The following is a 22,881-nucleotide window of genomic DNA, read 5'->3' as shown; positions in this document are numbered from 1 at the left end:
ATGGTTCCGGGCGAACTCTTCGTGGCCGAGGGCGAGATCCTCCTCAATGCCGGACGTGAGGCGATCGAGCTTCACGTCGCCAATGCGGGCGACCGCCCGGTGCAGGTGGGCTCGCATTACCATTTCGCCGAAACCAACGCGGCGCTGCACTTCGACCGCGAGGCCGCGCGCGGCTATCGCCTCGACATCGCCGCCGGAACGGCCGTGCGGTTCGAGCCCGGCCAGTCGCGCGACGTGCGGCTCGTGCCGCTGTCGGGCGAGCGCCGCGTCTTCGGCTTCAACGGCCGCATCCAGGGCGCGCTCTAGCGCCGCTCCGCTACAACGAGGAAAGGCGCCGCGAGGCGCCTTTTGGCTGTCTGGTCGAAGAAGGGCGGCGATCAGTTGCCGTAGCGGTCGGGCGTCGCGTTCGGGCCCTGGCGCAGCGCGTTGCGGATGGCGCCGAGATTGACCTGCACGCGCGGGCTCGGAATGTTGTAGAGCGCCGCCGGCCCGGTGCCGGGCGTGCTCTGGAAGGTGGAGCCCGCAGCGGTGCCCGTCGTGCCGCCGATGGTGGTCGCCGCGCCGATATTGCCCGAGCGCGCCGCCGCGTCGGCATTGATCGTGTTGAGCGTGGTGGACCCGGCGGTCGCGCGCTCCTGGGTCGAGGTGCTGCTGGAGCCGACCCCGCCCGACGAGCCGATGCTGTTGGACGCGCCGCCGAGGCTGGGCGTCGTGGCGCCGCTCGCGCCGGCGCTGGAGCTGCCGATGCTGCTGCCGCCGACGCCACCGCCGACACTGCCGCCGCTGATGCCGCCCCCGCCGATGCTTTGCGCCGAGGCGGGCGCGGCGAAGGCGAGCCCGGCGGCAAGGGCGATCAGGGAACAGGACAGGACGCGCATCGCATGGCCTCGTTGGGTTGGGGCGCCGCAAAGGAAGCGCGCCCGTCGATTCGTGAAAGGGTAAGCCGCAGAGGCTCTTTCTCCTTCAACCGACGAGACCCGTTTCGCGTTCCCGCGCCAAGCCGCCGGGGCGGCCGACCTTGTGGCGTGGTGAGCGGCGTGGTCAGCGAGCCCCAGCGTTCGGCACGATGCGCGCGCGGCGCGGCGGGGTGAGCGGGCGCGTCACGCCGCTCTTGTTGATGACCGAGCCGTCGGAGCGCGCGAAATCGCCCGCCCGGTCCGGGCCGATCGCCGGATCGCCCTCGCGCGCTCGCAGCCTTGTGGAGGTGCCGTCCGCGTCCGGCCGGGGGATGCGGGGCTTCAGATAGGAATTGTCGTAGTCCCGCCCGTATTGCCGCTCCTCCACCGTGTCGCCGAAGACCGGCGCGTTGGGAATGGCGAGCGGCGTGCGGACGCGGGGCGCGCCCGGTATCACCGCGCCGGACATGGAGGAGCCGACCGGCGTGCCGGGCGGGCCGGGATCGAAGGGCTGCGCCCGCGCCGCGCCACTGCCGAGAAGGGCGAGACCGAGAAGCGCGAGGAGGCGGCGGAGCGGGAGCGAACGGGTCATGAAGGGGAAACGCCTCGGCACGGCAAAAGGCTCAACTATCGGCGCGTGTTTGCGGTGCGCAAGTCCGAGCGCGTCGCACGTTCGGCTTCTGGAACTGCTTGCCCGTGCGGCACCCCTGTTTCTTCGAGAGGGCCGGCCTCGCACGGAGGGAAGGCTTGCCGACCCTTCGCCTCAGCCATTACTCTTGCTGCAACGCCGAATCCTCGCTCAGGAATCCTGCCCATGCCCGTGTCGATCAGCCGCGCCGCCTATGCCGCCATGTATGGGCCGACCGTGGGCGACAAGGTTCGGCTGGCCGATACGGACCTCATCATCGAGGTGGAGCGCGATCTCACCACCTATGGCGAGGAGGTGAAGTTCGGCGGCGGCAAGGTGATCCGCGACGGCATGGGCCAGAGCCAGGCGAGCCGGGCCGAGGGCGCGGTCGATACCGTCATCACCAATGCGCTGATCGTCGACCATTCCGGCATCTACAAGGCCGATGTGGGCCTTCGCGGCGGGCGAATCCACGCCATCGGCAAGGCCGGCAACCCGGACACGCAGCCGGGCGTCACCATCGTCGTCGGCCCCGGCACGGAGGCGATCGCGGGCGAGGGCAAGATCCTGACCGCCGGCGCGCTCGACAGCCACATCCATTTCATCTGCCCGCAGCAGATCGAGGACGCGCTGTTCTCGGGCGTCACCTGCATGGTCGGCGGCGGCACCGGGCCGGCGCATGGCACGCTCGCGACCACCTGCACGCCCGGGCCCTGGCATCTGGCGCGCATGATCCAGTCGCTCGACGCCTTCCCGATGAACTTCGCCCTGGCCGGCAAGGGCAACGCCTCGCAGCCGGGGGCCTTGGTCGAGATGATCAAGGCGGGCGCGGCGGCGCTGAAGCTCCACGAGGACTGGGGCACGACGCCGGCCGCGATCGACTGCTGCCTGACGGTGGCCGACGAGCACGACGTTCAGGTGATGATCCACACCGACACGCTGAACGAGTCGGGCTTCGTGGAAGACACGGTCGGCGCCTTCCGGGGCCGCACGATCCACGCCTTCCACACGGAAGGGGCGGGCGGCGGCCACGCGCCGGATATCATCAAGGTCTGCGGCCTGCCGAACGTTCTGCCGGGCTCCACCAACCCGACCCGGCCCTATACGATCAACACGCTGGAAGAGCATCTGGACATGCTCATGGTGTGCCACCATCTCGACCCGTCCATCCCCGAGGACATCGCCTTCGCGGAATCGCGCATTCGCAAGGAGACGATCGCGGCCGAGGACATTCTCCACGATATCGGCGCCTTCTCGATCATCTCGTCGGACAGCCAGGCCATGGGCCGCGTCGGCGAGGTGATCATCCGCACCTTCCAGACCGCCGACAAGATGAAGAAGCAGCGCGGCCGCCTGTCCGGCGAGACGGGCGACAACGACAATCTGCGGGTGCGCCGCTATATCGCCAAGGTCACGATCAATCCGGCGCTCGCGCAAGGGATGGGCCGCGAGATCGGCTCGGTGGAGGTCGGCAAGCGCGCCGATCTCGTGCTCTGGGACACGGCCTTCTTCGGCGTGAAGCCGGCGCTGGTTCTGCTCGGCGGCACGATCGCCGCCGCGCCCATGGGCGATCCCAACGCCTCGATCCCGACGCCGCAGCCCGTGCATTATCGCCCGATGTTCGGGGCCTACGGCAAGGCGGTCGGTGCGTCCGGCGTCACCTTCGTCTCCGCCGCCGCCATGGCCGATGGGCTGCGCGACAGACTCGGCTGCGAGAAGACCTTCCTGCCCGTCGAGAACACGCGCGGCGGGCTGACCAAGGCCTCCATGATCCTCAACGACCTGACGCCCCATATCGAGGTCGACCCCGAGACCTACGAGGTGCGCGCCGACGGCGAGCTTCTGACCTGCGAACCCGCCACGGTGCTTCCCATGGCGCAGCGCTATTTCCTGTTCTAGCTTCAGGAGACGTCCCATGGCGCGGCCTAAGGAGAAGCGGAACATGGCGGTGAGCTTTCAGACGAGCGGACCGAGCCGGACGCGCGCAAGCCGGCCTTCGCTCTACGAGCGCGATTTCTTTCTCTGGACGCGTGAGCAGGCCCAGCTTCTGCGGGAGCGGGGCACGGACGCGTCCGGTCTCGACACCGTGAAACTTGCCGAGGAAATCGAGGACTTGGGCTCGTCACAGCAAAGCGAGATCGAGAACCGTCTGTGCGTTCTGCTGGCTCATCTCCTGAAATGGCAGTTTCAGCCCTCCCATCGCTCCAATAGCTGGCGGGCGACGATCGCCGAGCAGCGGATGCGCATCGCGCGCCGCCTGCGCCAGAGCCCCAGCCTGCGATCCTATCCGGCCGAGGTGCTGGACGAGGAATACGCCCTTGCGCGGTTGAATGCCGTGGCGGACACGAATCTCTCCTTGGACACCTTTCCGCTTTCCTGCCCGTTCGGGATCGAAGACATTCTCGATCCGGACTTCTTTCCCGGGATCGATTGACCTTTCGTATCAAGAGTAGCGAGTTATCGGGCGTGATCGAGGCCAACAGCATCATCGAACGCGGCGCCTTCACGGGGGACGCCGACGACACCATCACGCTGGACGAGGCGCAGCGCCATCGCCGCCGCATGGCGATGGTGAGCGACAACGGCATCGCCTTCCTGCTCGACCTCGCCGAGGCGCGGCTTCTGCTCGAGGGCGACGCACTCGTCCTGTCGGACGGACGCCATGTTCTGGTGAAGGCCAAGCCCGAGGAGCTTTACGCGATCCAGGGGCGGGATGCGGTGCATCTCCTGCGGCTCGCCTGGCAGCTCGGCAACCGGCATCTGCCCTGCCAGATCGAGGGCGAGCGCATTCTGGTGCGGCGCGATCACGTGATCCGCGACATGCTTCTGGAACTCGGCGCCCATATCCACGAGGTGGAAGCCGCCTTCGATCCGGTCGGCGGCGCCTATGCGACGCCGGGCGCCGCGCCGCATTCGCACGGCCATGGCCACGCCCATGGGCATGATCCCTCCCACAGCCATGGATGAGGGCAACGAGCGAGGCGAGAGAGGCGCAGGCGCCGAAGGGCTCGCCGCGCTGGCGCGCCTCCTGACGTGGACCTCGCCGGCCTTCCCGATCGGCGCCTTCGCCTATTCGCACGGGCTGGAATCGGCCATCGCCGAGGGCCGGGTTCGGGACGGCGAGGCGCTGTTCCGCTGGATCGAGACGCTGCTTCTTCATGGCAGCGGCTGGAACGATCTCGTGTTTCTGGCGCAAGCGCATCGCCTGCGCGGGCCGGAGGCGGGATCGCCCTGGGCGGACCTCGCCGCGCTCGCCCGCGCCTCCGCCGGCTCGGCCGAACGCCGCCGCGAAACGCTGGATCTCGGCCGCGCCTTCGCCGAGGCCGCCGCGCCCTGGGGGCAGGAGCCGGAAGGGGAGGCGGTAGCCTATCCCGTCGTGCTCGGCGCGCTGGCCGCACGCGAGGGCGTGCCGCTCTGGCCGGCGCTTCTCGCCTTCGCCCATGCGTTTGCCGCCAATCTCGTCAGTGTCACTGTGCGCCTCGTGCCGCTCGGCCAGCGCGAGGGCGTGCGCGTCATGCGGCGGCTGGAACCCGTTTTCGAGGCGGTGGCGCAAAGCGCGGCCGTCTCCACGCTGGACGATCTCGGCTCGGCCGCGATCCTTTCCGACATCGCGGCGCTGCGCCACGAAACCCTGCAACCGAGACTGTTCCTGACATGAGCGACGTGACCTCGATTCCGAGCCTTGCCCCCCGCCGCCGCAACGGCCCGCTTCGCGTCGGCATCGGCGGCCCGGTCGGCTCCGGCAAGACGACGCTCTGCGAAAAGATCTGCCTCGCCGCGCGCGACCAATGGTCGATCGCCGTGGTCACCAACGACATCTACACGACCGAGGATGCCGAGGCGCTGGTGCGCCGGCAGGCGCTCTCGGCCGACCGCATCATGGGCGTCGAGACCGGGGGCTGCCCGCACACGGCGATCCGCGAGGACGCCTCGCTCAACCTTCGCGCCATCGCGACGCTGAACGCGCGCCACCCCGACCTCGACCTCATTCTCGTGGAATCGGGCGGCGACAATCTCGCCGCGACCTTCTCGCCCGATCTGGTGGACCTTTCGATCTACGTCATCTCCGTCTGCCAGGGCGACGACATTCCGCGAAAGGGCGGGCCGGCGATCACGCGCTCCGACCTTCTCGTCGTCAACAAGACCGACCTCGCCCCCCATGTCGGGGCCGATCTGGAGCGCATGAAGGCGGACGCCGCCAAGGGGCGCGGCGCGCTGCCCTTCGTCTTCACGGATCTCTCGCGCCGCGAGGGCCTCGCCGCCATTCTGGACTTCCTCGCCCGCACCGGCGGCCTCGCGCCGCTGCGCGAGGCCGCATGACCCGGCTTTTCCTGAAGGACCCGCTCGCCATTCTGGAACCGGCCGCCGCCGGTGGAATCGTGGTGGAGAACGGGCGCATCGCCGAACTCGTGCCGGCGGGCGGCGCACCTGCCGCCCCGGTGGACGAGGTGTTCGACTGTTCGCGCCACGTCGTTCTGCCTGGCCTCGTCAACACGCATCATCATTTCTACCAGACGCTGACGCGCGCTCACCCGGACGCCATCGACAAGGAACTCTTCCCCTGGCTCCAGGCTCTCTATCCGATCTGGGCGCGGCTGGACGAGGACAGCTTCCGCCAGTCCGTCCGCCTCGCGCTGACCGAGCTTTTGCTCTCGGGCTGCACCACGGCGGCCGATCACCATTATCTCTTTCCGAAAGGGCTGGAGCGGGCGATCGATATCGAGGCGGAGGAGGCGCGGGCGCTCGGCATCCGTGTGACGCTGACGCGCGGCTCGATGAACTTGAGCCAGAAGGACGGCGGCCTGCCGCCCGATAGCGTGGTGCAGGACGAGGACGACATCCTCGCCGATTCCGAGCGCCTTCTGAACCAGCTGCATGATCGCTCCGACGGCGCCATGGTGCAGATCGCTCTTGCGCCCTGCTCGCCCTTTTCCGTCACCAAGAGCCTGATGGAGAAGAGCGCCGCGCTGGCCGAGCGCTTCGACTGCCGGCTCCACACGCATTTGGGTGAAACCGAAGACGAGAACCGCTTCTGCGAAGCCCGCTTCCAGTGCCGCCCGGTGGATTATCTCGAAGAGGTCGGCTGGATGGGGCCGCGCACCTGGCTGGCGCACGGCATCCATTTCACCTCGGAGGAATGCCGACGGCTCGGCGCGCACAAGGTCGGCGTCTGCCATTGCCCGACCTCCAATGCCGTGCTCGCCTCGGGCTTCTGTCCCGTGTCCGAACTGGAAGCCGCCGGCAGTCCGGTCGGGCTCGGCGTCGACGGTTCGGCCTCCAATGACGGCTCCAACCTGATGGAGGGCGTGCGCCATGCCCTCATGCTCGGCCGGCTGCGCACCGGCTCGGCCTCGGCGGTCACGGCCCGCGATGCGCTGCGCTATGCGACATCGGGCTCGGCCGCCTGCCTCGGGCGCGCCGATATCGGGCGCATCGCACCGGGGCTTCAGGCCGATCTCGCGCTCTTCACGCTGGACGAGCTGCGCTTTTCCGGCGCGCATGATCCGATCGCCGCGCTCGTTCTCTGCGGCGCGACGCGGGCGGACTGGGTGATGGTGGCCGGGCGTTGGCGCGTCGTGGAGGGGCAGCCGGTCGGCATCGACATCGCCAGGCTCCGCGCCGAGCACGGCGCGGCGGCGCGGCGCTTCGGCTGACGCCGCATTGGACAGAATGTCGCAGATCGCTTAAGCGCTGGGTCCTCCGCCGCAATCGGATGGCCTCGTGACGGGCGAGCCCATCCGCTTGCGGCGGCTTGCAACTTCAGAAGCGAGATGCCCGATGAGCGACGACGATTACATCTATGACGAAGCGACGGGCGAATGGCGTCCGGCCTCCGAAATGGCGGCGGCGGCGAGCGCCCGGCCGGAAGCGCGCGACGCGGCCGGCAATCTGCTCGCCGACGGCGACAGCGTGTCGCTGGTCAAGGATCTGAAGGTGAAGGGCGCGGGCCAGACCCTGAAGCAGGGGACGGTGATCCGCTCGATCCGCCTGACCGACAACCCCGAAGAGATCGACTGCCGCCACGAGAGCATCAAGGGCCTCGTCCTGCGCACCGAATTCGTGCGCAAGCGCGGCTGAGCGGACGCGCGACGGCGCCCGCCCCGGGCGCCGTCAGGCTCTTGCCAGGAGCGCCGTCAGGCTCTTGCCAAATCCCCGCTCTCCCCCGAAAGGGAAGCGACGAGCCGGAAGGAGCCCGCCTTTGACCGCGAGTGAAGCGACTTCGAGAGCCGACGCCGGCCGGCCGGCCGCCGTGATCTTCGACATGGACGGGGTCCTGTTCGACAGCGAGGTTCTCAGCCGCGACGCCTTTCTGGCGGCGACGATCGAGATCGGCCGCCCCGCCACGATCGAGGCGTTCCTCGTCATGGTCGGCCGCCCCTGGGGCATCAACAGGGACTATCTCCAGACCCTGTTCGGTCATGATCAGGACATCGAGACGTTCAGAGCGGTCTGGCGGCGGCACTATGCGCTGCTGAAGAAGGGGCTGGCGCTCAAGACCGGCGTGCTGGAACTTCTCGACCATCTCGACGCGCTGGGCATTCCACGCGCGATCTGCACCTCCTCGTCGCATGAGGACGTGGCCGCCAATCTGGCGCTCCATGGCCTCGCCCCGCGCTTCCAGGCCGTGATCGCCAATGGCGACTATGCCAAGGGCAAGCCCGCGCCCGACCCGTTCCTGCGCGCGGCCGAGGTGCTGGGCGTCAATCCCGCGCAATGCCTGGCGCTGGAAGATTCCTACAATGGCGTGCGCGCCGCCGCCGCCGCCGGCATGCGCACCGTCATGGTGCCCGACCTCCTGCCGGCCACCGACGAAATCCGCGCCCTCTGCCGGATGGTGGCCGCCGATCTGCACGAGGTCCGCGCGCACCTGGTGGCCTGAGCGGGGGCGGCAAAGGGTCGGACCCTCCCCCGCGAGGGGAAGGCTTGGTACGATATCGCCGTCTAGGAGACGGATTGTCCCATATGGCTCCCGCCGCCGGTTGGTGAACGAGGGCGCCGCGATCTACAACATTTCCGACCGGCGGCCGAAGCCGCGCATCGCTCGGAGGATCGTCGCCATGCCCATTCAGGAAATCGTCGTTCATCAGGCCGCAGACCTTGCGGCGCCGCAGGGCGTCTCCTTCGGCCCACCCTGCACCACCAAAGACCAGGACATCGCCGCCTGGGTCGCGATTGGGCCCGCGATGACGCAGGAACTCGCCAATGGCCGCTACATCATCGTGCTGGTTCAGACGCGCAGCACGCGGCCGTGGTCCCATAATCAAAGCCAGTACATCTTCAAACCGAGCGAGGACTACATCGTCGCGTCCTATTCCGTGTCACAGGAAATCGGCCGCCCCTATTCGCCCTCGACCGTGACTTTCCGCTGGCTCGACAAGCTGAAGGCCGACAACGACAAGCGAACAATGCGGCTGGATGGCGACATGATCCACATGTTCCAATGCTCGCCCAAGGGCTGCAACCTGACCAATGTCGGCCTGCTCACGCTCACGAAAATGAATATGGAATCAGGAAAGCCCGAGGTGGAAGCGTTGTCCTTCGCCAAGAACGCGATCGGCGACGCTCAGAAATTCGGCTGGCGCGGCGGTAGTTTCCCAGGTCTCGAGCGTGCGCCGGGCGAAAACCGGGCACGTTCCAGTGCCTTCAGCGCGCCCAGGCCCCGTCTTCCCGGCGTGATGGGCAGCCATCGCACCTGAGGCTCGTTCCAGGCTCGAAGCGGCCCGAACCCTGGATGGAAACAAGGCGGTGTGCCGGGTTGGCGCGCCGCCTTGTTTCGTCTCGGGGAGCCTACCGGCCGGGCAGGGCGTAGGCGATCACCGAGTCGCCCCGCTTGGTGCCGAGCGAGCCGTGGCCGCCGGCGACGACGAGGAGATACTGCCGCCCGTCCGCGCCGCGATAGGTCATGGGCGTCGACTGGCCGCCGGCCGGCAGGCGCGAGCGCCAAAGCTCTTCGCCCGACGTGACGTCGTAGCCGCGCACATACTGGTCGAGCGTGCCGGACAGGAAGGCGACGCCGCCCGCCGTCATGACCGGACCGCCGAGATTGGGCACGCCCATGCGGAAGGGGATCATCGGGAAGGGCGCGCTGTCGCGCACCGTGCCGTTCTTGTGCATCCAGGCGATTTCGCCGGTCGTCAGGTCGACGCCCGCGACATGGCCCCAGGGTGGCGACTGGCAGGGCAGGCCGAGAACCGAGGTGAAGGGCCGCAGCTTCACCGCATAGGGCGCGCCGAAATTCTCGTTCAGCGCGGGGAGGGCGCCTTCCGGCTGCTCCTGGTTCACCACCAGCGTCTTGTCCTGCGGGCGGGGCACGAGGGTGGAGAGGAAGGCGAGATGCGCCGGCGTTCCGAACAGGACGCCGCGCTGCGGATCGACCGCCACCGAGCCCCAGTTGAAGACGCCGAAATTGCCGGGATAGATGATCGAGCCTTCCAGCGAGGGCGGCGTGTAGCGGCCGTCATAGCGATAGGAATGGAAGGCGATGCGGCACAGGAGCTGGTCGAACATCGTCGCGCCCCACATGTCCTTCTCGCGCAAGGGAGCGGGGTCGAAGCTGACCTGCGAGACCGGCTGCGTCGGGGCCGTGCGGTCCGGCGCGACGGCGCCGCCGGGCGCGGGCTTCTCGCGCACGGGCAGGACGGGCGTCCCGGTGCGCCGGTCGAGAACGAAGACCTCGCCCTGCTTGGTCGGCTGCACGAGGGCCGGCACGGTCTCGCCGTTGATCGGCAGGTCGATCAGGCTCGGCTGCGACGGCACGTCATAGTCCCAGAGGTCGTGATGCACGGTCTGGAAATGCCAGCGCACCTGACCCGTCCGGATGTCCAGCGCGACGACGGACGAGGAATAGCGCTCGACAGTCTCCGAACGGTTGGCGCCCCACTGGTCCGGCGGCTGGTTGCCGAGCGGCACATAGACCATGCCGAGCGCGGGGTCAGCGCTCATGATCGACCAGGAATTGGGCGAGTTCGGCGTGTAGGTCTGGCCCTCGGGCAGCGGCGCGGTCTGGTCCGGATTGCCCGAATCCCAGTTCCACACGAGTTCGCCGGTCGAGATGTCGAAGGCGCGGATGACGCCCGAGGCTTCCGCCGTCGAGACATTGTCGAGAACCGTGCCGCCGACGATCACCAGATTGTCGGCCACGACCGGCGGCGAGGTCGAGTAATAGGAGCCCGGATTGACGTTGGGCATCCGGTTCCAGAGGTCGAGCTGCCCGTCGCCGCCGCCGAAATTCGAGCAGACATGCCCGGTCTCGGGATCGAGCGCGATGAGGCGGCCATCGGCCGTCGGCATGAAGAGCTTGGCGTCGCAGACCGCCGTCTGGCTGTTGGCGGCCGCGACCGGCAGGCCGGGATCGGCCGAGCCTGCTCCCTCCTGGGCCGGCGCACCGCCGGTCGGCGCGCCGCTCTGGCCGCGCGCCTGCGAGGCGGTGAGCCCGCCTTGCGCGGAAAGCTCGGAGGCCGTGCCGGCCGGGGCCGAAGCGCTCTCAGTGCTCGCCTGCGGCGCACCGGCGTTGGCGGCCTCGGCACTGGCGTTCCCGCTCGTGGCGGCGCCCGGCGGCTGGTAGGCGAGGCCGCGGCAGGTGAGATGCTGAAGCGCCAGCTCGCCCTGAACGCGCGGATCGTAGCGCCAGACTTCCTGGCCGGTCGTGGCGTTCAGCGCGATGACGCTCTGGTGCGGCGTGCAGAGATAAAGGCGCTCGCCGATCTTCAGCGGCGTCACCTGGAAGGTCGTCTCGGTCGGATCGCCCGGCTGGGGCAGATCGCCCGTGTGAAAATGCCAGACCTCTTCGAGATCGGTGACGTTGGCGGGCGTGATGTCGGCGAGCGGCGACCAGCGCTGGCCGGCCAGCGTGCGGCCATAGGCCTGCCATTCGCCGGCTGGAATGCCCTGCGCGTCGCCCGAAAGCCGCGTGCGCACGCCCGGCAGCTCGCCCTCGATCCGGTGCAGGTCGACGAACCAGGAGGTGACGGCGACCGCCATGGCCACGACGAGCGAACCGCTGAGGATGGCGCCCGCGCCGTGCAGGGGGGAGGGCGGCGTGAAGGAGCGCCCGTCCAGGGCGTCCGCCACCGAGCGGCGGCCGAGTTCGCGCGTGACCCAGGGGAGAAGCAGGAGGCCGCCGAGCACGAAGACGACGTCGCCGCGCGCCGCGAGCGGCCACCAGTCGAAGCCGACCTCATAGAGTGCCCAGATCAGCGTGCCCAGGACGAGAAGCGCATAGACCGCGAGCGCTTCCGGCTTGCGCCGGTAGAGAAGGATCGCGGTGACGAGCAGAAGAACCGAGGCGATGAGATAGTAGGCGGAGCCGCCCTGCGTCAGCAGCCAGACGCCGCCCACGAGGAGCGCCGCTCCGCAAAGGGCGAGGACGATGGCCATGGCCAGGACGAAAGGTGGGGGCGTGCGGCCGGGCATGGCGTTTCCTTCGCGGCGACGATGCGTGCCACATGTCGCGCCGCGAAGGGGGATCAAGGCGAAAAGTCAGAAGAGATTACGAGATTGTCATGAGGCGGGCGGGAACCCGGACGCGACCTCGCATCCCAAGGCGCTATTCCGCCTCGATGCGAATGGGCTCGGGCAGGAAGAATTCCACGAGATTGCTGCCCGTGCCGCCCCGATCCACCACGAGGAAGTCGGACATGTCTTCCAGCGAGATCAAGGGGTGGTGCCAGGTTCCCTTGGCGTAGGAGACGCCCTGCTTGCCACCGGCCAGAAACGCCACCGGCTCGCCGGGCTGGCCGTCCTCGTCGGGCGCGACGACCACGAGATAGGGGCGGGCGTCGAGCGGCATGAAGGCCTGGCTGCCAAGCGGGTGGCGCTCCAGCATGGAAATGTCCAGCGGCAGCGCGAAGGGTTTGCCCCGGAAGATCGAGATCAGCGCATGGCCGCCGCCCGACGCCACGTCCACCGGCGCGATGTCGTGGAAGCGCGTCGTCGTGCCATTGTTGATGAGGCGGATTTCGGTCGCGTTGTCGGGCTCGATCACCTCGCCGAAAGGGCGAAAGGCGTCGGCGTCGAGCGGGCGGGGCGTCAGGCGCTTCAAGGGCTTACTCTCCGAGGATCGCGGTGATGCGCAGGCGGGCGATCTTCTCGACCTCGCGGCAGGCGGTGGCGAACTCCGTCGCCGGGTCGTTCGCCACCCGCGCCTCGAAGGCGCTGAGGATCGCGTGCTTGTCGAGGCCCCGCACGGCGATGATGAAGGGGAAGCCGAAGCGCTCGGTGTAGCGCGCGTTGAGGTCGGTGAAGCGCGTGAGTTCGTCCGGGGTCAGCTGGTCGAGCCCGGCCGAGGCCTGTTCGGCCGAGGAATCCGCCGTCAGCCCGCCCGCGAGCGCGAGCCGCCCGGCGAGATCGGGATGGGCGCGCAGGACGGCGAGCCGCTCGGCTTCGCTGGCGCGCCGGAAGGCGACCGCGAAGGCGGCCGAGAGCCCCTGCGCCGTGTCATGCGCCGACCCGATGCCGCGATCGAGCACCCGCTCGGCGAGGTAAGGCGAATGCTCGAAGACGCCCCCGAACATGCGCAGGAAGATCTCGCGCTCCAGCCGGCTCGGCTGGATCGAGGGCCTGTAAGGAAAGTGCTCCCGCCAATGCCGGGCGATATCGGCGCGGGTCGCGACCCAGACATCGGGCTTCGAGCCGATATAGTCGAGGAAGCGGGCGAGCGCCTGCGCCCGGCCGGGACGGCCGACGAGCCGGCAATGCAGGCCGATGTTCAGCATCTTGGCCTGACCCTTCTCGCCCTCCTCGTAGAGACAGTCGAAGGCGTCCTTCAGATAGGCGTAGAACTGCTCGCCCGTGTTGAACCCTTGCGGCGTCGCGAACCGCATGTCGTTGGAATCGAGCGTATAGGGCAGGATGAGAAGCGGCTTCGTGCGCGTTTCCTGCCAATAGGGCAGATCGTCGGCATAGGCGTCGGAGGCGTAGAGGAAGTCGCGCTCGGCGGCGAGTTCCAGCGTGTGCTGCGAGGAGCGCCCGGTGTACCAGCCAACAGGCTTCTCGCCCGTCACCGCCTCGTGGACAGCCAGCGCCTCGTCCATGTCGGCGCGCTCGGCCTCGATCGTGTGATCGCGGTAGTCGATCCATTTCAGCCCGTGCGAGGCGATCTCCCAGCCCGCTTCCCGCATGGCCGCCACCTGCTCGGGGCTGCGCTCCAGCGCGCTCGCCACGCCATAGACCGTGACCGGAAGGCTGCGCTCGGTGAACATGCGCCAAAGCCGCCAGAAGCCGGCCCGCGCGCCATATTCGTAGATCGATTCCATGTTCATGTGGCGAAGGCCCGGCCAGGGCGCCGCGCCGACGATCTCCGACAGGAAGGCTTCGGAGGCCTTGTCGCCATGGATGATCGCGTTTTCGCCGCCCTCTTCGTAGTTCACCACGAACTGCACGCAGATCTTGGCAGAGCCCGTGCCGCCGGGGTTGGGCCAGCGCGGATCGGGCGCCCGGCGGCCATATCCAAGCATGTCGCGGGGATAGGAAGTCGTCATGGCACGAGTCTCCGGGAACATGAGGGTGCTCCTGCGATACGCCGATCGCGCGCCGATTTCCATGCCGCCATTTTCCACCTCTCACATTGGAAGGCTTCGAAGGCTGGACGAGCACGGGCGAACCGGTGCAGACTCCCTGACCGGATGGTTAAGACCAGAGGTTCCACGATTCATGGCAGCTAGTGACGCGCCGGCCGGCCGGCTGACGACGCATGTCCTCGATACGGCGCGCGGTGTGCCCGCGAGCGGGCTCGAACTCGTTCTCCACCGGGTGGAGGGCGACCGGCGCGAACTCGTGGTGGAAACCCGCACCAATGCCGACGGGCGCTGCGACAAGCCGCTTCTGGAAGGCGAGAGCTGCCGCTTCGGCGTCTACGAGCTGACCTTCTTCTGCGGCCCCTATTTCGACCGCTCGGGCCTCAACCTCACCGAGCCGAAATTCCTCGACGACGTGGTGATCCGGTTCGGTGTGGCGGAGGCCAAGCACTACCACGTGCCGCTTCTGATCTCGCCCTTCGGCTATTCCACCTATCGCGGGAGCTAGGAACCCATGGGCGAGGCGATCCGCTTTCTCCTGAACGGCGAAGAGCGCGCGGTCGAAGGCTATGCGCCGACCACCACCGTTCTCGACTATCTGCGCGGCGCGCGCGAGCGGCTGACCGGCACCAAGGAAGGCTGCGCGGAAGGGGATTGCGGCGCCTGCACCGTGCTTCTCGAAGAGCCGGACGGCGATGGCGGACTCAAGCGACGCGCCGTCAACGCCTGCATCCTGTTTCTGCCGGCGCTGCACGGACGCTCGGTCGTCACGGTCGAGCATCTCGGCCGGGACGGGCTGCATCCGATCCAGGAGGCGATGGTCGAGCGCCATGCCAGCCAATGCGGCTTCTGCACGCCGGGCTTCGTGATGCAGCTCTATTCCGGCTGGCGCACGGGTGCGCTCAGCGACCGGCAGTCGGTGAAGGACGTCATCTCCGGCAATCTCTGCCGCTGCACCGGCTATGGGCCGATCGTGGAGGCCGGGCTCGACCTCGCCCGCCACCCTTTGCCGGATAGCTCGGCCGAGGATGCGGGGACCGCGAAGGCTCTGCGCGCGGCGCGCGGCGAGGGCGTGTTCCGCTACGAGGCGGACGGGCGGCTCTGGCTTTCGCCCGACAATGTGGACGATCTCGCCGACACCTATGCCGCGCACCCCGACGCCACGCTGGTGGCCGGCGCGACGGATGTCGGCCTGTGGGTCACGAAGCAGCATCGCGACTTTCCCGTGATGATCGACGTCTCGCGCGTCGAAGACCTCCGCCATGTCGAGGAAGGGCCGCATTCGCTCTTCTTCGGCGCGGGCGTGACGCATCGCGAGGCGCGGGCGCGGCTGGCCGACATCCATCCCGATCTCGACGAGGTCATGCGTCGCTTCGCCGGCTATCAGATCCGCAACACCGGCACGGTCGGCGGCAATATCGCCAACGGTTCGCCGATCGGCGACCTGCCGCCCATGCTGATCGCGCTCGGCGCCAATCTCTTCCTGCGCCGGGGCGAGACGATGCGGAACCTGCCGCTGGAGGATTTCTTCATCGCCTATGGTCGCCAGGATCGCGCACCGGGCGAGTTCGTCGCCGCCGTGGAAGTGCCGCTTCTGGAAGCGAACGAGCGCTTTGCCGCCTACAAGATTTCCAAGCGGCTGGATTCGGACATTTCGGCCGTGCTCGCGGCCTTCAAGCTGACGCTGGACGGCGGCGTCGTGACGGCGGCGCGCCTTGCCTTCGGCGGCATGGCGGGGACGCCCAAGCGCGCAGCGGCGGCGGAAGCCGCGCTGGTCGGCCGGCCCTTCGATGCGGACGGCGTGGCGCGGGCGGCCGAGGCTCTGCGCGAGGATTTCCAGCCGCTGGACGATCTGCGCGCCAGCGCGGACTATCGCCTGCAAGCCGCCGCCGGATGCCTGGAGCGCTTCCGGCTGCAGCTCGCCGGCGTTCCCTCGCGGATCGAGGAGGTGGCCTGATGGACGAGACCCGCGTTCAGGACCGGGGCGAGGCCGGCACGGTCGGCACCGAGGCGCTGGACGAAGCGCCGCCTCTGCCGCAAGCCCGATTGAAGGGCGGCGTCGGCCAGCCGATCCGCCACGACAGCGGCTCGAAGCATGTCTCGGGCGAGGCGCGCTATCTCGACGACGATCCCGAGCTTCCCGGCACGCTGCAAGTCTATCTCGCGATGAGCCCCAAGGCCCATGCGCGCATCCGCGCGATGGACCTCGCGCCCGTGCGGGGCGGCGAGGGTATCGTCTGCGTGCTCTCGGCCGAGGACGTGCCGGGCATCAACGACTATTCGCCCGTCTTCGGGGACGATCCGATCTTCGCTGATGGCATCGTGCAGTTCGTCGGCCAGCCGCTCTTCGCGGTCGCCGCGCCCAGCCTGAAACAGGCACGGGCGGCGGCGAAGCTCGCCGTGGTGGATTACGAAGACCTGCCCGCCGCCGTGACGATGGACGAGGGCGTCGCCTTCGCCGATGCGGCGGGCGAAGACCTTTTGACCCCGCACGAGATGCGGCTCGGCGATGCCGCCGCCGCCTTGGCCGGCGCGCCGCATGTCGTGGAAGGCCGGGTCGAGACGGGCGGGCAGGATCACTTCTATCTGGAAGGCCAGATCGCCTATGCCTGGCCGCAGGAGGATGGCGACGTCGTCGTGCGTTCCTCCACCCAGCATCCGTCCGAAGTGCAGCACAATGTGGCAAAAGCCATCGGTCGCGCCGATCACGCGGTGACGATCGAGGTGCGCCGCATGGGCGGCGGCTTCGGCGGCAAGGAATCGCAGCCCGCGCTCTTTGCCTCTGTCGCGGCGCTGGTCGCGCTGAAGACCGGCCGTCCTGCCAAGTGCCGGCTCGACCGCGACGACGACATGGAGATGACCGGCAAGCGGCACGAATGCCGGACGGACTACCGCGTCGGTCACGATGGCGAGGGGCGGCTGGTCGGGGCCGAGTTCCGCCAGTTCATCCGCTGCGGCTATTCCAAGGACCTGTCGGGCGCGATCGCCGACCGCGCCATGTTCCATGCCGACAATGCCTATGACCTCAAGGCCGCCCATATCCATTCGCGCCGCCTGAAGACGCACACCGTCTCCAACACCGCCTTTCGCGGCTTCGGCGGGCCGCAGGGCATGGTGGCGATCGAACGGGCGATGGACAGGATCGGCTTCGATCTCGGCCTCGATCCGCTGGATGTCCGCAAGCGCAACTTCTATGCCGCGATGGGCGCAGGCGAGCCGGGCCTGACGCCTTATCACCAGAAGGTCGAGGATAGCGTCATCGCCGAGATGGTGGAGGAACTCGAAGCCTCCTCCGACTATCGCGCCCGGCGCGAGGCTGTGCGAGCCTTCAACGCCCAAAGCCCGATCCTCAAGAAGGGGCTCGCGCTGACGCCGGTGAAGTTCGGCATCTCCTTCACGACCTCGCATCTCAACCAGGCCGGCGCGCTGGTGCATGTCTACAAGGACGGCTCGGTTCACCTGAACCATGGCGGCACGGAGATGGGGCAGGGCCTCTTCACCAAGGTCGCTCAAGTTGTGGCCGAGGAGTTCCAGATCGACGTGGAACGGGTGAAGATCACCGCGACCACGACGGCCAAGGTGCCCAACACCTCGGCGACGGCGGCGTCGTCCGGCTCGGACCTCAACGGCATGGCCGCGCAGGCCGCCGCGCGCACGATCAAGGAGCGCCTGATCGCCTTTGCCGCCGAGCGCTACCGCGTCGCGCCCGACGCCATCGAGTTCCTGCCGAACCGGGTGCGGATCGGCGCGGTGGAAAAGCGCTTCTCCGATCTCGTCGGCGAAGCCTATCTCGGCCGCGTCTCGCTCTCCTCCACCGGCTTCTACGCCACGCCCGGCATCAGCTACGACCGCGAAACGGCGAGCGGCAAGCCCTTCTATTACTACGCCTATGGCGCGGCATCAGCCGAAGTCGTGATCGACACGCTGACCGGCGAGAACCGCTTGTTGCGGGCCGACATACTCCACGATGTCGGCCAGTCCCTGAACCCGGCGCTCGACCTCGGCCAGATCGAGGGCGGCTTCATTCAGGGCATGGGCTGGCTGACGACGGAAGAACTTGTCTGGGACAAGGCCGGACGGCTGCGCACCCACGCGCCCTCCACCTACAAGATCCCGACCGCCAACGACCGGCCGGACGATCTGCGCGTCAAGCTCTGGGACAAGGGCCGCAACCCGGCCGCCACGATCTTCCGCTCCAAGGCGGTGGGCGAGCCGCCTTTCATGCTGGCGCTCTCGGTCTTCTCGGCGCTGACGGATGCGGTCATCGCGGCGGGTGAGGGACGGCGTTTCCCCGAACTCGACGCCCCGGCGACGCCCGAACGCATTCTCTCGGCCGTGCGCGCGGTGCGCGCCGCATGAGCGCGCTGCCCGCCCTTCGCGCGGCCATGGCCGAGGGGCGGCCGGCGGTTTTCGTGCGGGTCGAGGAGGCGCGCGGCTCCACCCCACGCGAGGTCGGCGCCTTCATGCTGGTCACAGTTGAGACCTGCGAGGGCACGGTCGGCGGCGGCGCGCTGGAGATGGAAGGCATCGTCGAGGCGCGGCGCTTGTTGGCTTCGGGCGAGACGGAAAGCCGCCTCGCCATCCCGCTCGGCCCCGCCATCGGCCAATGCTGCGGCGGGCATGTGACGCTCGGGCTGCGCCGCCTCGACGCCGCGCTCCTGTCCGACATGGAAGGCTTGGAAGCGCGCGAGCGCGAAGCCTATCCCCATGTCTATGTGTTCGGCGCGGGCCATACGGGACAGGCGCTGGCGCGCGCCCTCCATCCGCTGCCTGTTCATGTCGTGGTGGTGGATACGAGGGCCGACCGTTTGGCGACCCTGCCCGAGGGCGTCGAGCGACGCCTGCGCGCCATTCCCGAGACCGAGGTGACGGGCGCGCCCGCTGGCTCGGCCTTCGTCGTCCTGACGCACGATCACGCCTTGGACTTCCTGATCGCGGGTGAAGCGCTGCGCCGGACGGACGCCGCCTATGTCGGGATGATCGGCTCGCGAACCAAGCGGGAGACCTTTCGCCGTCGCCTCGAAGAGGCGGGGGAGGGGGCGCTGGCCGCGCGTCTCGTCCTGCCGATCGGCGGTGGGAAGGTGCGCGACAAGCGCCCGGCCGTCATCGCCGCTTTGGCGGCTGCGGAAATCTTGACGGCCCTTGCGGCCGAGTCTTTGGAAAACCACTGCTCAGGCTTTGCGCTTGCGCAAAACGAGTGCAATAACATCTCGGTTGAACCGCAGCGGACCCTTGCCCATGGCGCCTCGTCTTGAGCTTCAGTCGATTTCGAAGCGCTTTCCGGGCGTTGTGGCCAATGATGACATTTCCTTTTCCGTCGCCCCCGGCGCGATTCACGCCCTGCTTGGCGAAAACGGAGCCGGCAAGTCGACGCTGGTGAAGATCATCTACGGCGTGCAGCAGGCCGACGAGGGCACGATGCTCTTCGACGGGCAGGCCGTGCGCATCCACTCGCCCCGCGAGGCGCGCCGCCTCGGCATCGGCATGGTGTTCCAGCATTTCTGCCTGTTCGAGGCGATGACGGTGCTGGAAAACATCGCGCTCGGCATGGACGATCCGCCGCCCCGGCGCGAGCTGGAAGCGCGGGTGCGCGAGGTCATGAGCGCCTATGGGCTCGGGCTCGACCCGCATCGCGAGGTCCACACGCTCTCGGTCGGCGAGCGCCAGCGCATCGAGATCGTGCGCGCGCTTCTGGGGAAGCCGAAGCTTCTGATCATGGACGAGCCGACCTCGGTCCTGACGCCGCAGGAGGTGGAGGCGCTGTTCGGCGTGCTCCGCCAACTGCAGGGCGAGGGCTGCTCGATCCTCTATATCTCCCACAAGCTGGACGAAATCCGCACGCTCTGCTCGACGGCGACGATCCTGCGCGGCGGGCGGGTCGTGGGCACCTGCGACCCGCGCCAGGAAACCGCGCGCTCCATGGCCGAGCTGATGATCGGCGGCTCGCTCAAGGCCCTGTCGGAAAAGCCGGCTTCCAGCTTGGGCAAGGAGCGCTTTGCCGTCTCCGGCCTTTCGGCCCCCGGCCTGCCGCCCTTCGGCACGAGCCTCAAGAGCGTGTCCTTCTCGGTTCGCTCCGGCGAAATCCTGGGCATCGCGGGCGTCGCCGGCAACGGGCAGAACGAGCTTCTGGAAGTGCTCTCGGGCGAGCGCACGGGTGGCGTTTCGGGCCATGTGCGGATCGACGGGCAGGATCTGGCGCGCCTCGGCGTCTCCGCCCGCCGCCGCGCGGGGCTCGCCACCGTGCCGGAAGAGCGCAATGGCCATGCCGCCGTGCCGGACATGACGCTTTATGAAAACGCCATCCTTTCGGCCCGCACGCGCAAAGGGCTGGCTTCGGGCGGTTTGCTGCGCATGGGCGCGGCCAGGAGCTTTGCCGAAAGCGTCATCAAGGGTTTCGGCGTCAAGGCGACGGGGCCGCGCGCGGCCGCGCGCTCGCTCTCGGGCGGAAACTTGCAGAAATTCATCATGGGCCGCGAGATCGGGCAGGAGCCGACGGTTCTCGTCGTCTCGCAGCCGACCTGGGGCGTCGATGCGGGCGCGGCCGGCTTCATCCGGCAGGCCATGCTGGATCTGGCCGCCAAGGGCACGGCCATCGTCGTCGTCAGCCAGGATCTGGACGAGCTTCTCGAACTCTGCGACCGGCTCGCCGTCATCAACGAGGGGCGTCTGTCCCCGGCCATGGAGGTGAAGGGCATTTCGATCGAGCGCGTCGGCCTTCTGATGGGCGGCATCCATGGCGAGACCCATGCGGAGGTGGCGGCCTGATGCCTCTTCGCTTCGTTCCCCGGCGTGAGCCGAGCCGCGCCATGCTGTTCGCGACGCCGGTTCTGGCCGTCGCCCTGACGCTCGTCGTCGGCGCCATCGTCTTCACCCTGCTCGGCTATGACGGGCTCGGCGCGGTGCGCGAGATTTTCGTCACGCCGCTCTTCAATCCCTATCGCTGGCAGGACCTTCTGGTGAAGGCCGCGCCGCTCGCCATGATCGCGGTCGGCCTGTCGGTCGGCTTCCGCGCCAATGTCTGGAACATCGGCGCGGAGGGGCAATACGTCATGGGCGGCCTCGCCGGCACCGGCATCGCGCTGCTGACGATGGACGCCACGGGGCCGTGGATCCTCCCGCTCATGGTTGTCGCGGGCATGGTCGGCGGCATGGTCTGGGCGGCCGTTCCGGCCTTTCTGCGCACGGCGCTGGGCGTCTCGGAAATCCTCTCCAGCCTGATGCTGAACTATGTCGCCATTCAGATCCTCTATTATCTGATGCGCGGCCCCTGGAAGGACCCGATGGGGTTCAACTTCCCGCAGACGGCCATGTTCTCGGCCGACCAGACGCTGCCCTTCGTGGTGCCGGGCACGTTGATCCATCTGGGCATTCCGGTGGCGCTCGCGCTGGCGCTGACGCTCTGGTTCGCGGTGTCGCGCACGGTCGCGGGCTTTCAGGTGCGCGTCGTCGGCCTCAGCCCGCAGGCCGCCCGCTATGGCGGCTTTCGCGAAACGCGCGTCGTCTGGATGACCATGGCGCTCGGCGGCGCGCTCGCCGGGCTCGCCGGCATTTTCGAGGCCGCCGGCCCGTTCGGGCAGATGGTGCCGAGCTTTCCGGTGGGCTACGGCTTCACCGCCATCATCGTCGCCTTTCTCGGCCGCCTCCATCCGCTCGGCATCGTGCTCGCCGCGCTGGTTCTGGCGCTGACCTATGTCGGCGGCGAAAGCGCGCAGACGGCCATCGGCCTGCCGGCCGCCGCGATCGGCGTGTTCCAGGCCATGATGCTCTTCTTCCTGCTGGCGGTGGACATTCTCGTGCGCTACCGGCTGACCGCGTCGGGCGGCGGCAGCGGCGCGCCCGTCGGCCTGCCGGCCAAGGGCGGCCCGGCCACCGCGCCCGCAGCGCAGGCCAAGACCGAAACCGGGGTGCCGGCATGAACGAGGCCCTGATCGTCGCCATCATCGTCGCGGTCGTGACCTCGGCGACGCCCATTCTCATCGCCGCGCTCGGCGAGCTCGTGGTGGAAAAGTCGGGCGTCCTCAATCTCGGCGTCGAAGGCATGATGCTGATCGGCGCCGTCACCGGCTTCATCGTCTCGGTGACGACGGGCGTGCCGGCGCTGGGCGCGCTCGGCGGCATGGCGGCGGCGGCCGCCGCCTCGCTGATCTTCGCCTATCTGACGCTGACGCTGACAGCCAATCAGGTGGCGACGGGACTGGCGTTGACGATCTTCGGCACGGGTGTGTCGGCGCTGGCTGGCGCATCGTTCGTGGGCATCACCACGCCCGTCTTCGGCTCGGTCTTTCCCTCGAGCCTCAGCGACGATCCGATCTGGCGCGTCCTCTTCGGCTATTCGCCGATCGTCTACGCCTCCTTCGCGCTGACCTTCGCGGTCTGGTGGTTCCTCAAGCACTCACGCGCAGGCCTCGTGCTGCGGGCGGTCGGCGAAAGCGATTCCTCGGCCCATTCGATCGGCTACCCCGTTCTGAAGGTCCGCTATTGCGCGGTGCTGTTCGGTGGGGCCATGGCGGGTCTGGCGGGCGCTTACTATTCGCTGGTGCTGACGCCCATGTGGGCCGAGCGGCTGACGGCCGGGCGCGGCTGGATCGCCATCGCGCTCGTCGTCTTCGCCTCCTGGCGGCCGGGGCGGCTTCTCCTCGGCGCCTATCTCTTTGGCGCGGTCATCACGCTGGAGCTTCAGGCCAAGGCCGCCGGCTGGTCGCTTCTGGCGCCCGAGTTCCTGACCAGCCTTCCCTATCTCGCGACGATCCTCGTCCTCGCCGTCATTTCGGGGCGGTCGCGCACGCGCAGCGCGGCGCCGGCCTGCCTCGGCAAACCCTTCCGGGCTTCGGCCTGATATCAG

At 68.6% G+C, this 22,881-nt stretch carries 22 protein-coding genes; 17 read left to right on the top strand and 5 right to left on the bottom strand.

What is annotated here, in order from left to right:
• Complete coding sequence (locus tag B146_RS0118980) at positions 1-306, top strand: urease subunit beta (protein ID WP_026358752.1); 306 nt, start codon at positions 1-3, stop codon at positions 304-306.
• A 71-nt stretch (positions 307-377) separates the two neighbouring features.
• Here the strand turns inward: B146_RS0118980 and B146_RS27955 are convergent, their stop codons facing one another.
• Both B146_RS27955 and B146_RS0118970 read right to left on the bottom strand, forming a co-directional pair.
• Positions 378-878, bottom strand: coding sequence for a hypothetical protein (locus tag B146_RS27955; RefSeq protein WP_019998058.1), 501 nt, complete (start codon positions 876-878; stop codon positions 378-380).
• A gap of 163 nt (positions 879-1,041) precedes the next feature.
• On the bottom strand, positions 1,042-1,488 hold the full coding sequence (locus tag B146_RS0118970) for a hypothetical protein (RefSeq protein ID WP_019998057.1): 447 nt from the start codon (positions 1,486-1,488) through the stop codon (positions 1,042-1,044).
• A gap of 222 nt (positions 1,489-1,710) precedes the next feature.
• On the opposite strand from B146_RS0118970, the gene ureC reads away from it, so the two are divergent.
• The 9 genes from ureC (at position 1,711) to B146_RS0118925 (ending at position 9,221) form a co-directional block, all read left to right on the top strand.
• Entirely contained in the window at positions 1,711-3,423 is a 1,713-nt protein-coding gene (ureC, locus tag B146_RS0118965; protein WP_019998056.1) for an urease subunit alpha, read from the top strand.
• Positions 3,424-3,466: 43 nt separating this feature from the next.
• Positions 3,467-3,958, top strand: coding sequence for a DUF29 domain-containing protein (locus B146_RS0118960; protein ID WP_019998055.1), 492 nt, complete (start codon positions 3,467-3,469; stop codon positions 3,956-3,958).
• 32 nt (positions 3,959-3,990) lie between these two features.
• Positions 3,991-4,491, top strand: a complete 501-nt coding sequence (locus B146_RS0118955) for an urease accessory protein UreE (protein ID WP_019998054.1) — start codon at positions 3,991-3,993, stop codon at positions 4,489-4,491.
• Positions 4,484-5,182: an urease accessory protein UreF gene (locus B146_RS0118950; protein ID WP_019998053.1), complete on the top strand. Its 699-nt coding sequence runs from the start codon at positions 4,484-4,486 to the stop codon at positions 5,180-5,182. The genes B146_RS0118955 and B146_RS0118950 overlap by 8 nt, the downstream gene beginning before the upstream one ends.
• Positions 5,179-5,844 carry an urease accessory protein UreG gene (ureG, locus tag B146_RS0118945; protein WP_019998052.1) on the top strand — a complete coding sequence of 222 codons (666 nt, stop codon included), beginning with the start codon at positions 5,179-5,181 and terminating at the stop codon, positions 5,842-5,844. Before B146_RS0118950 ends, ureG begins: the two co-directional genes overlap by 4 nt.
• Positions 5,841-7,178, top strand: a complete 1,338-nt coding sequence (locus tag B146_RS0118940; protein WP_019998051.1) for an 8-oxoguanine deaminase — start codon at positions 5,841-5,843, stop codon at positions 7,176-7,178. The genes ureG and B146_RS0118940 overlap by 4 nt, the downstream gene beginning before the upstream one ends.
• 124 nt (positions 7,179-7,302) lie before the next feature.
• On the top strand, positions 7,303-7,602 hold the full coding sequence (locus B146_RS0118935) for an alkylphosphonate utilization protein (protein ID WP_019998050.1): 300 nt from the start codon (positions 7,303-7,305) through the stop codon (positions 7,600-7,602).
• A 121-nt stretch (positions 7,603-7,723) separates the two neighbouring features.
• Complete coding sequence (locus B146_RS0118930) at positions 7,724-8,404, top strand: HAD family hydrolase (RefSeq protein WP_019998049.1); 681 nt, start codon at positions 7,724-7,726, stop codon at positions 8,402-8,404.
• A 178-nt stretch (positions 8,405-8,582) separates the two neighbouring features.
• Positions 8,583-9,221, top strand: a complete 639-nt coding sequence (locus B146_RS0118925; protein WP_155897598.1) for a hypothetical protein — start codon at positions 8,583-8,585, stop codon at positions 9,219-9,221.
• Positions 9,222-9,312: 91 nt separating this feature from the next.
• On the opposite strand, the gene B146_RS0118920 is transcribed toward B146_RS0118925, so the two are convergent.
• From B146_RS0118920 to puuE, 3 genes are all read right to left on the bottom strand, one after another.
• The gene (locus B146_RS0118920) at positions 9,313-11,937 is read right to left on the bottom strand and encodes a membrane-bound PQQ-dependent dehydrogenase, glucose/quinate/shikimate family (protein WP_019998047.1); all 2,625 of its coding nucleotides are present in this window, start codon (positions 11,935-11,937) and stop codon (positions 9,313-9,315) included.
• Positions 11,938-12,070: 133 nt separating this feature from the next.
• Positions 12,071-12,565: an ureidoglycolate lyase gene (locus tag B146_RS0118915; protein ID WP_019998046.1), complete on the bottom strand. Its 495-nt coding sequence runs from the start codon at positions 12,563-12,565 to the stop codon at positions 12,071-12,073.
• A 4-nt stretch (positions 12,566-12,569) separates the two neighbouring features.
• Positions 12,570-14,003, bottom strand: a complete 1,434-nt coding sequence (puuE, locus tag B146_RS0118910) for an allantoinase PuuE (RefSeq protein ID WP_019998045.1) — start codon at positions 14,001-14,003, stop codon at positions 12,570-12,572.
• 172 nt (positions 14,004-14,175) lie between these two features.
• On the opposite strand from puuE, the gene uraH reads away from it, so the two are divergent.
• Genes uraH through B146_RS0118875 form a run of 7 tightly spaced genes read left to right on the top strand, consistent with a single transcriptional unit; the run spans position 14,176 to position 22,875 of the window.
• Positions 14,176-14,547 (top strand): hydroxyisourate hydrolase, encoded by a 372-nt coding sequence (gene uraH, locus B146_RS0118905; RefSeq protein ID WP_019998044.1) that lies wholly within the window; start codon positions 14,176-14,178, stop codon positions 14,545-14,547.
• 6 nt (positions 14,548-14,553) lie between these two features.
• Positions 14,554-15,996: a xanthine dehydrogenase small subunit gene (gene xdhA / locus B146_RS0118900; RefSeq protein ID WP_019998043.1), complete on the top strand. Its 1,443-nt coding sequence runs from the start codon at positions 14,554-14,556 to the stop codon at positions 15,994-15,996.
• Positions 15,996-18,398 (top strand): xanthine dehydrogenase molybdopterin binding subunit, encoded by a 2,403-nt coding sequence (xdhB, locus tag B146_RS0118895; RefSeq protein ID WP_019998042.1) that lies wholly within the window; start codon positions 15,996-15,998, stop codon positions 18,396-18,398. The genes xdhA and xdhB overlap by 1 nt, the downstream gene beginning before the upstream one ends.
• On the top strand, positions 18,395-19,294 hold the full coding sequence (gene xdhC / locus B146_RS0118890) for a xanthine dehydrogenase accessory protein XdhC (RefSeq protein WP_019998041.1): 900 nt from the start codon (positions 18,395-18,397) through the stop codon (positions 19,292-19,294). Before xdhB ends, xdhC begins: the two co-directional genes overlap by 4 nt.
• On the top strand, positions 19,278-20,804 hold the full coding sequence (locus tag B146_RS0118885) for an ABC transporter ATP-binding protein (protein WP_019998040.1): 1,527 nt from the start codon (positions 19,278-19,280) through the stop codon (positions 20,802-20,804). The genes xdhC and B146_RS0118885 overlap by 17 nt, the downstream gene beginning before the upstream one ends.
• Positions 20,804-21,955 (top strand): ABC transporter permease, encoded by a 1,152-nt coding sequence (locus B146_RS0118880; protein WP_019998039.1) that lies wholly within the window; start codon positions 20,804-20,806, stop codon positions 21,953-21,955. Before B146_RS0118885 ends, B146_RS0118880 begins: the two co-directional genes overlap by 1 nt.
• Positions 21,952-22,875 carry an ABC transporter permease gene (locus tag B146_RS0118875; protein WP_019998038.1) on the top strand — a complete coding sequence of 308 codons (924 nt, stop codon included), beginning with the start codon at positions 21,952-21,954 and terminating at the stop codon, positions 22,873-22,875. Before B146_RS0118880 ends, B146_RS0118875 begins: the two co-directional genes overlap by 4 nt.
• The last annotated feature ends 6 nt before the right edge of the window (positions 22,876-22,881 follow it).

It is taken from the genome of Aureimonas ureilytica DSM 18598 = NBRC 106430, assembly GCF_000382705.1.
GTDB lineage: Bacteria > Pseudomonadota > Alphaproteobacteria > Rhizobiales > Rhizobiaceae > Aureimonas > Aureimonas ureilytica.
This window is presented reverse-complemented; position numbering and strand designations above follow the sequence as displayed.

Coding starts and splice junctions, on each gene's coding strand:
- B146_RS0118980 (WP_026358752.1), top strand. CDS start 1: ATGGTTCCGGGCGAACTCTTCGTGGCCGAGGGCGAGATCCTCCTCAAT.
- B146_RS27955 (WP_019998058.1), bottom strand. CDS start 878: ATGCGCGTCCTGTCCTGTTCCCTGATCGCCCTTGCCGCCGGGCTCGCC.
- B146_RS0118970 (WP_019998057.1), bottom strand. CDS start 1,488: ATGACCCGTTCGCTCCCGCTCCGCCGCCTCCTCGCGCTTCTCGGTCTC.
- ureC (WP_019998056.1), top strand. CDS start 1,711: ATGCCCGTGTCGATCAGCCGCGCCGCCTATGCCGCCATGTATGGGCCG.
- B146_RS0118960 (WP_019998055.1), top strand. CDS start 3,467: ATGGCGGTGAGCTTTCAGACGAGCGGACCGAGCCGGACGCGCGCAAGC.
- B146_RS0118950 (WP_019998053.1), top strand. CDS start 4,484: ATGGATGAGGGCAACGAGCGAGGCGAGAGAGGCGCAGGCGCCGAAGGG.
- ureG (WP_019998052.1), top strand. CDS start 5,179: ATGAGCGACGTGACCTCGATTCCGAGCCTTGCCCCCCGCCGCCGCAAC.
- B146_RS0118940 (WP_019998051.1), top strand. CDS start 5,841: ATGACCCGGCTTTTCCTGAAGGACCCGCTCGCCATTCTGGAACCGGCC.
- B146_RS0118935 (WP_019998050.1), top strand. CDS start 7,303: ATGAGCGACGACGATTACATCTATGACGAAGCGACGGGCGAATGGCGT.
- B146_RS0118925 (WP_155897598.1), top strand. CDS start 8,583: ATGCCCATTCAGGAAATCGTCGTTCATCAGGCCGCAGACCTTGCGGCG.
- B146_RS0118920 (WP_019998047.1), bottom strand. CDS start 11,937: ATGCCCGGCCGCACGCCCCCACCTTTCGTCCTGGCCATGGCCATCGTC.
- puuE (WP_019998045.1), bottom strand. CDS start 14,003: ATGACGACTTCCTATCCCCGCGACATGCTTGGATATGGCCGCCGGGCG.
- uraH (WP_019998044.1), top strand. CDS start 14,176: ATGGCAGCTAGTGACGCGCCGGCCGGCCGGCTGACGACGCATGTCCTC.
- xdhA (WP_019998043.1), top strand. CDS start 14,554: ATGGGCGAGGCGATCCGCTTTCTCCTGAACGGCGAAGAGCGCGCGGTC.
- xdhB (WP_019998042.1), top strand. CDS start 15,996: ATGGACGAGACCCGCGTTCAGGACCGGGGCGAGGCCGGCACGGTCGGC.
- xdhC (WP_019998041.1), top strand. CDS start 18,395: ATGAGCGCGCTGCCCGCCCTTCGCGCGGCCATGGCCGAGGGGCGGCCG.
- B146_RS0118885 (WP_019998040.1), top strand. CDS start 19,278: ATGGCGCCTCGTCTTGAGCTTCAGTCGATTTCGAAGCGCTTTCCGGGC.
- B146_RS0118880 (WP_019998039.1), top strand. CDS start 20,804: ATGCCTCTTCGCTTCGTTCCCCGGCGTGAGCCGAGCCGCGCCATGCTG.
- B146_RS0118875 (WP_019998038.1), top strand. CDS start 21,952: ATGAACGAGGCCCTGATCGTCGCCATCATCGTCGCGGTCGTGACCTCG.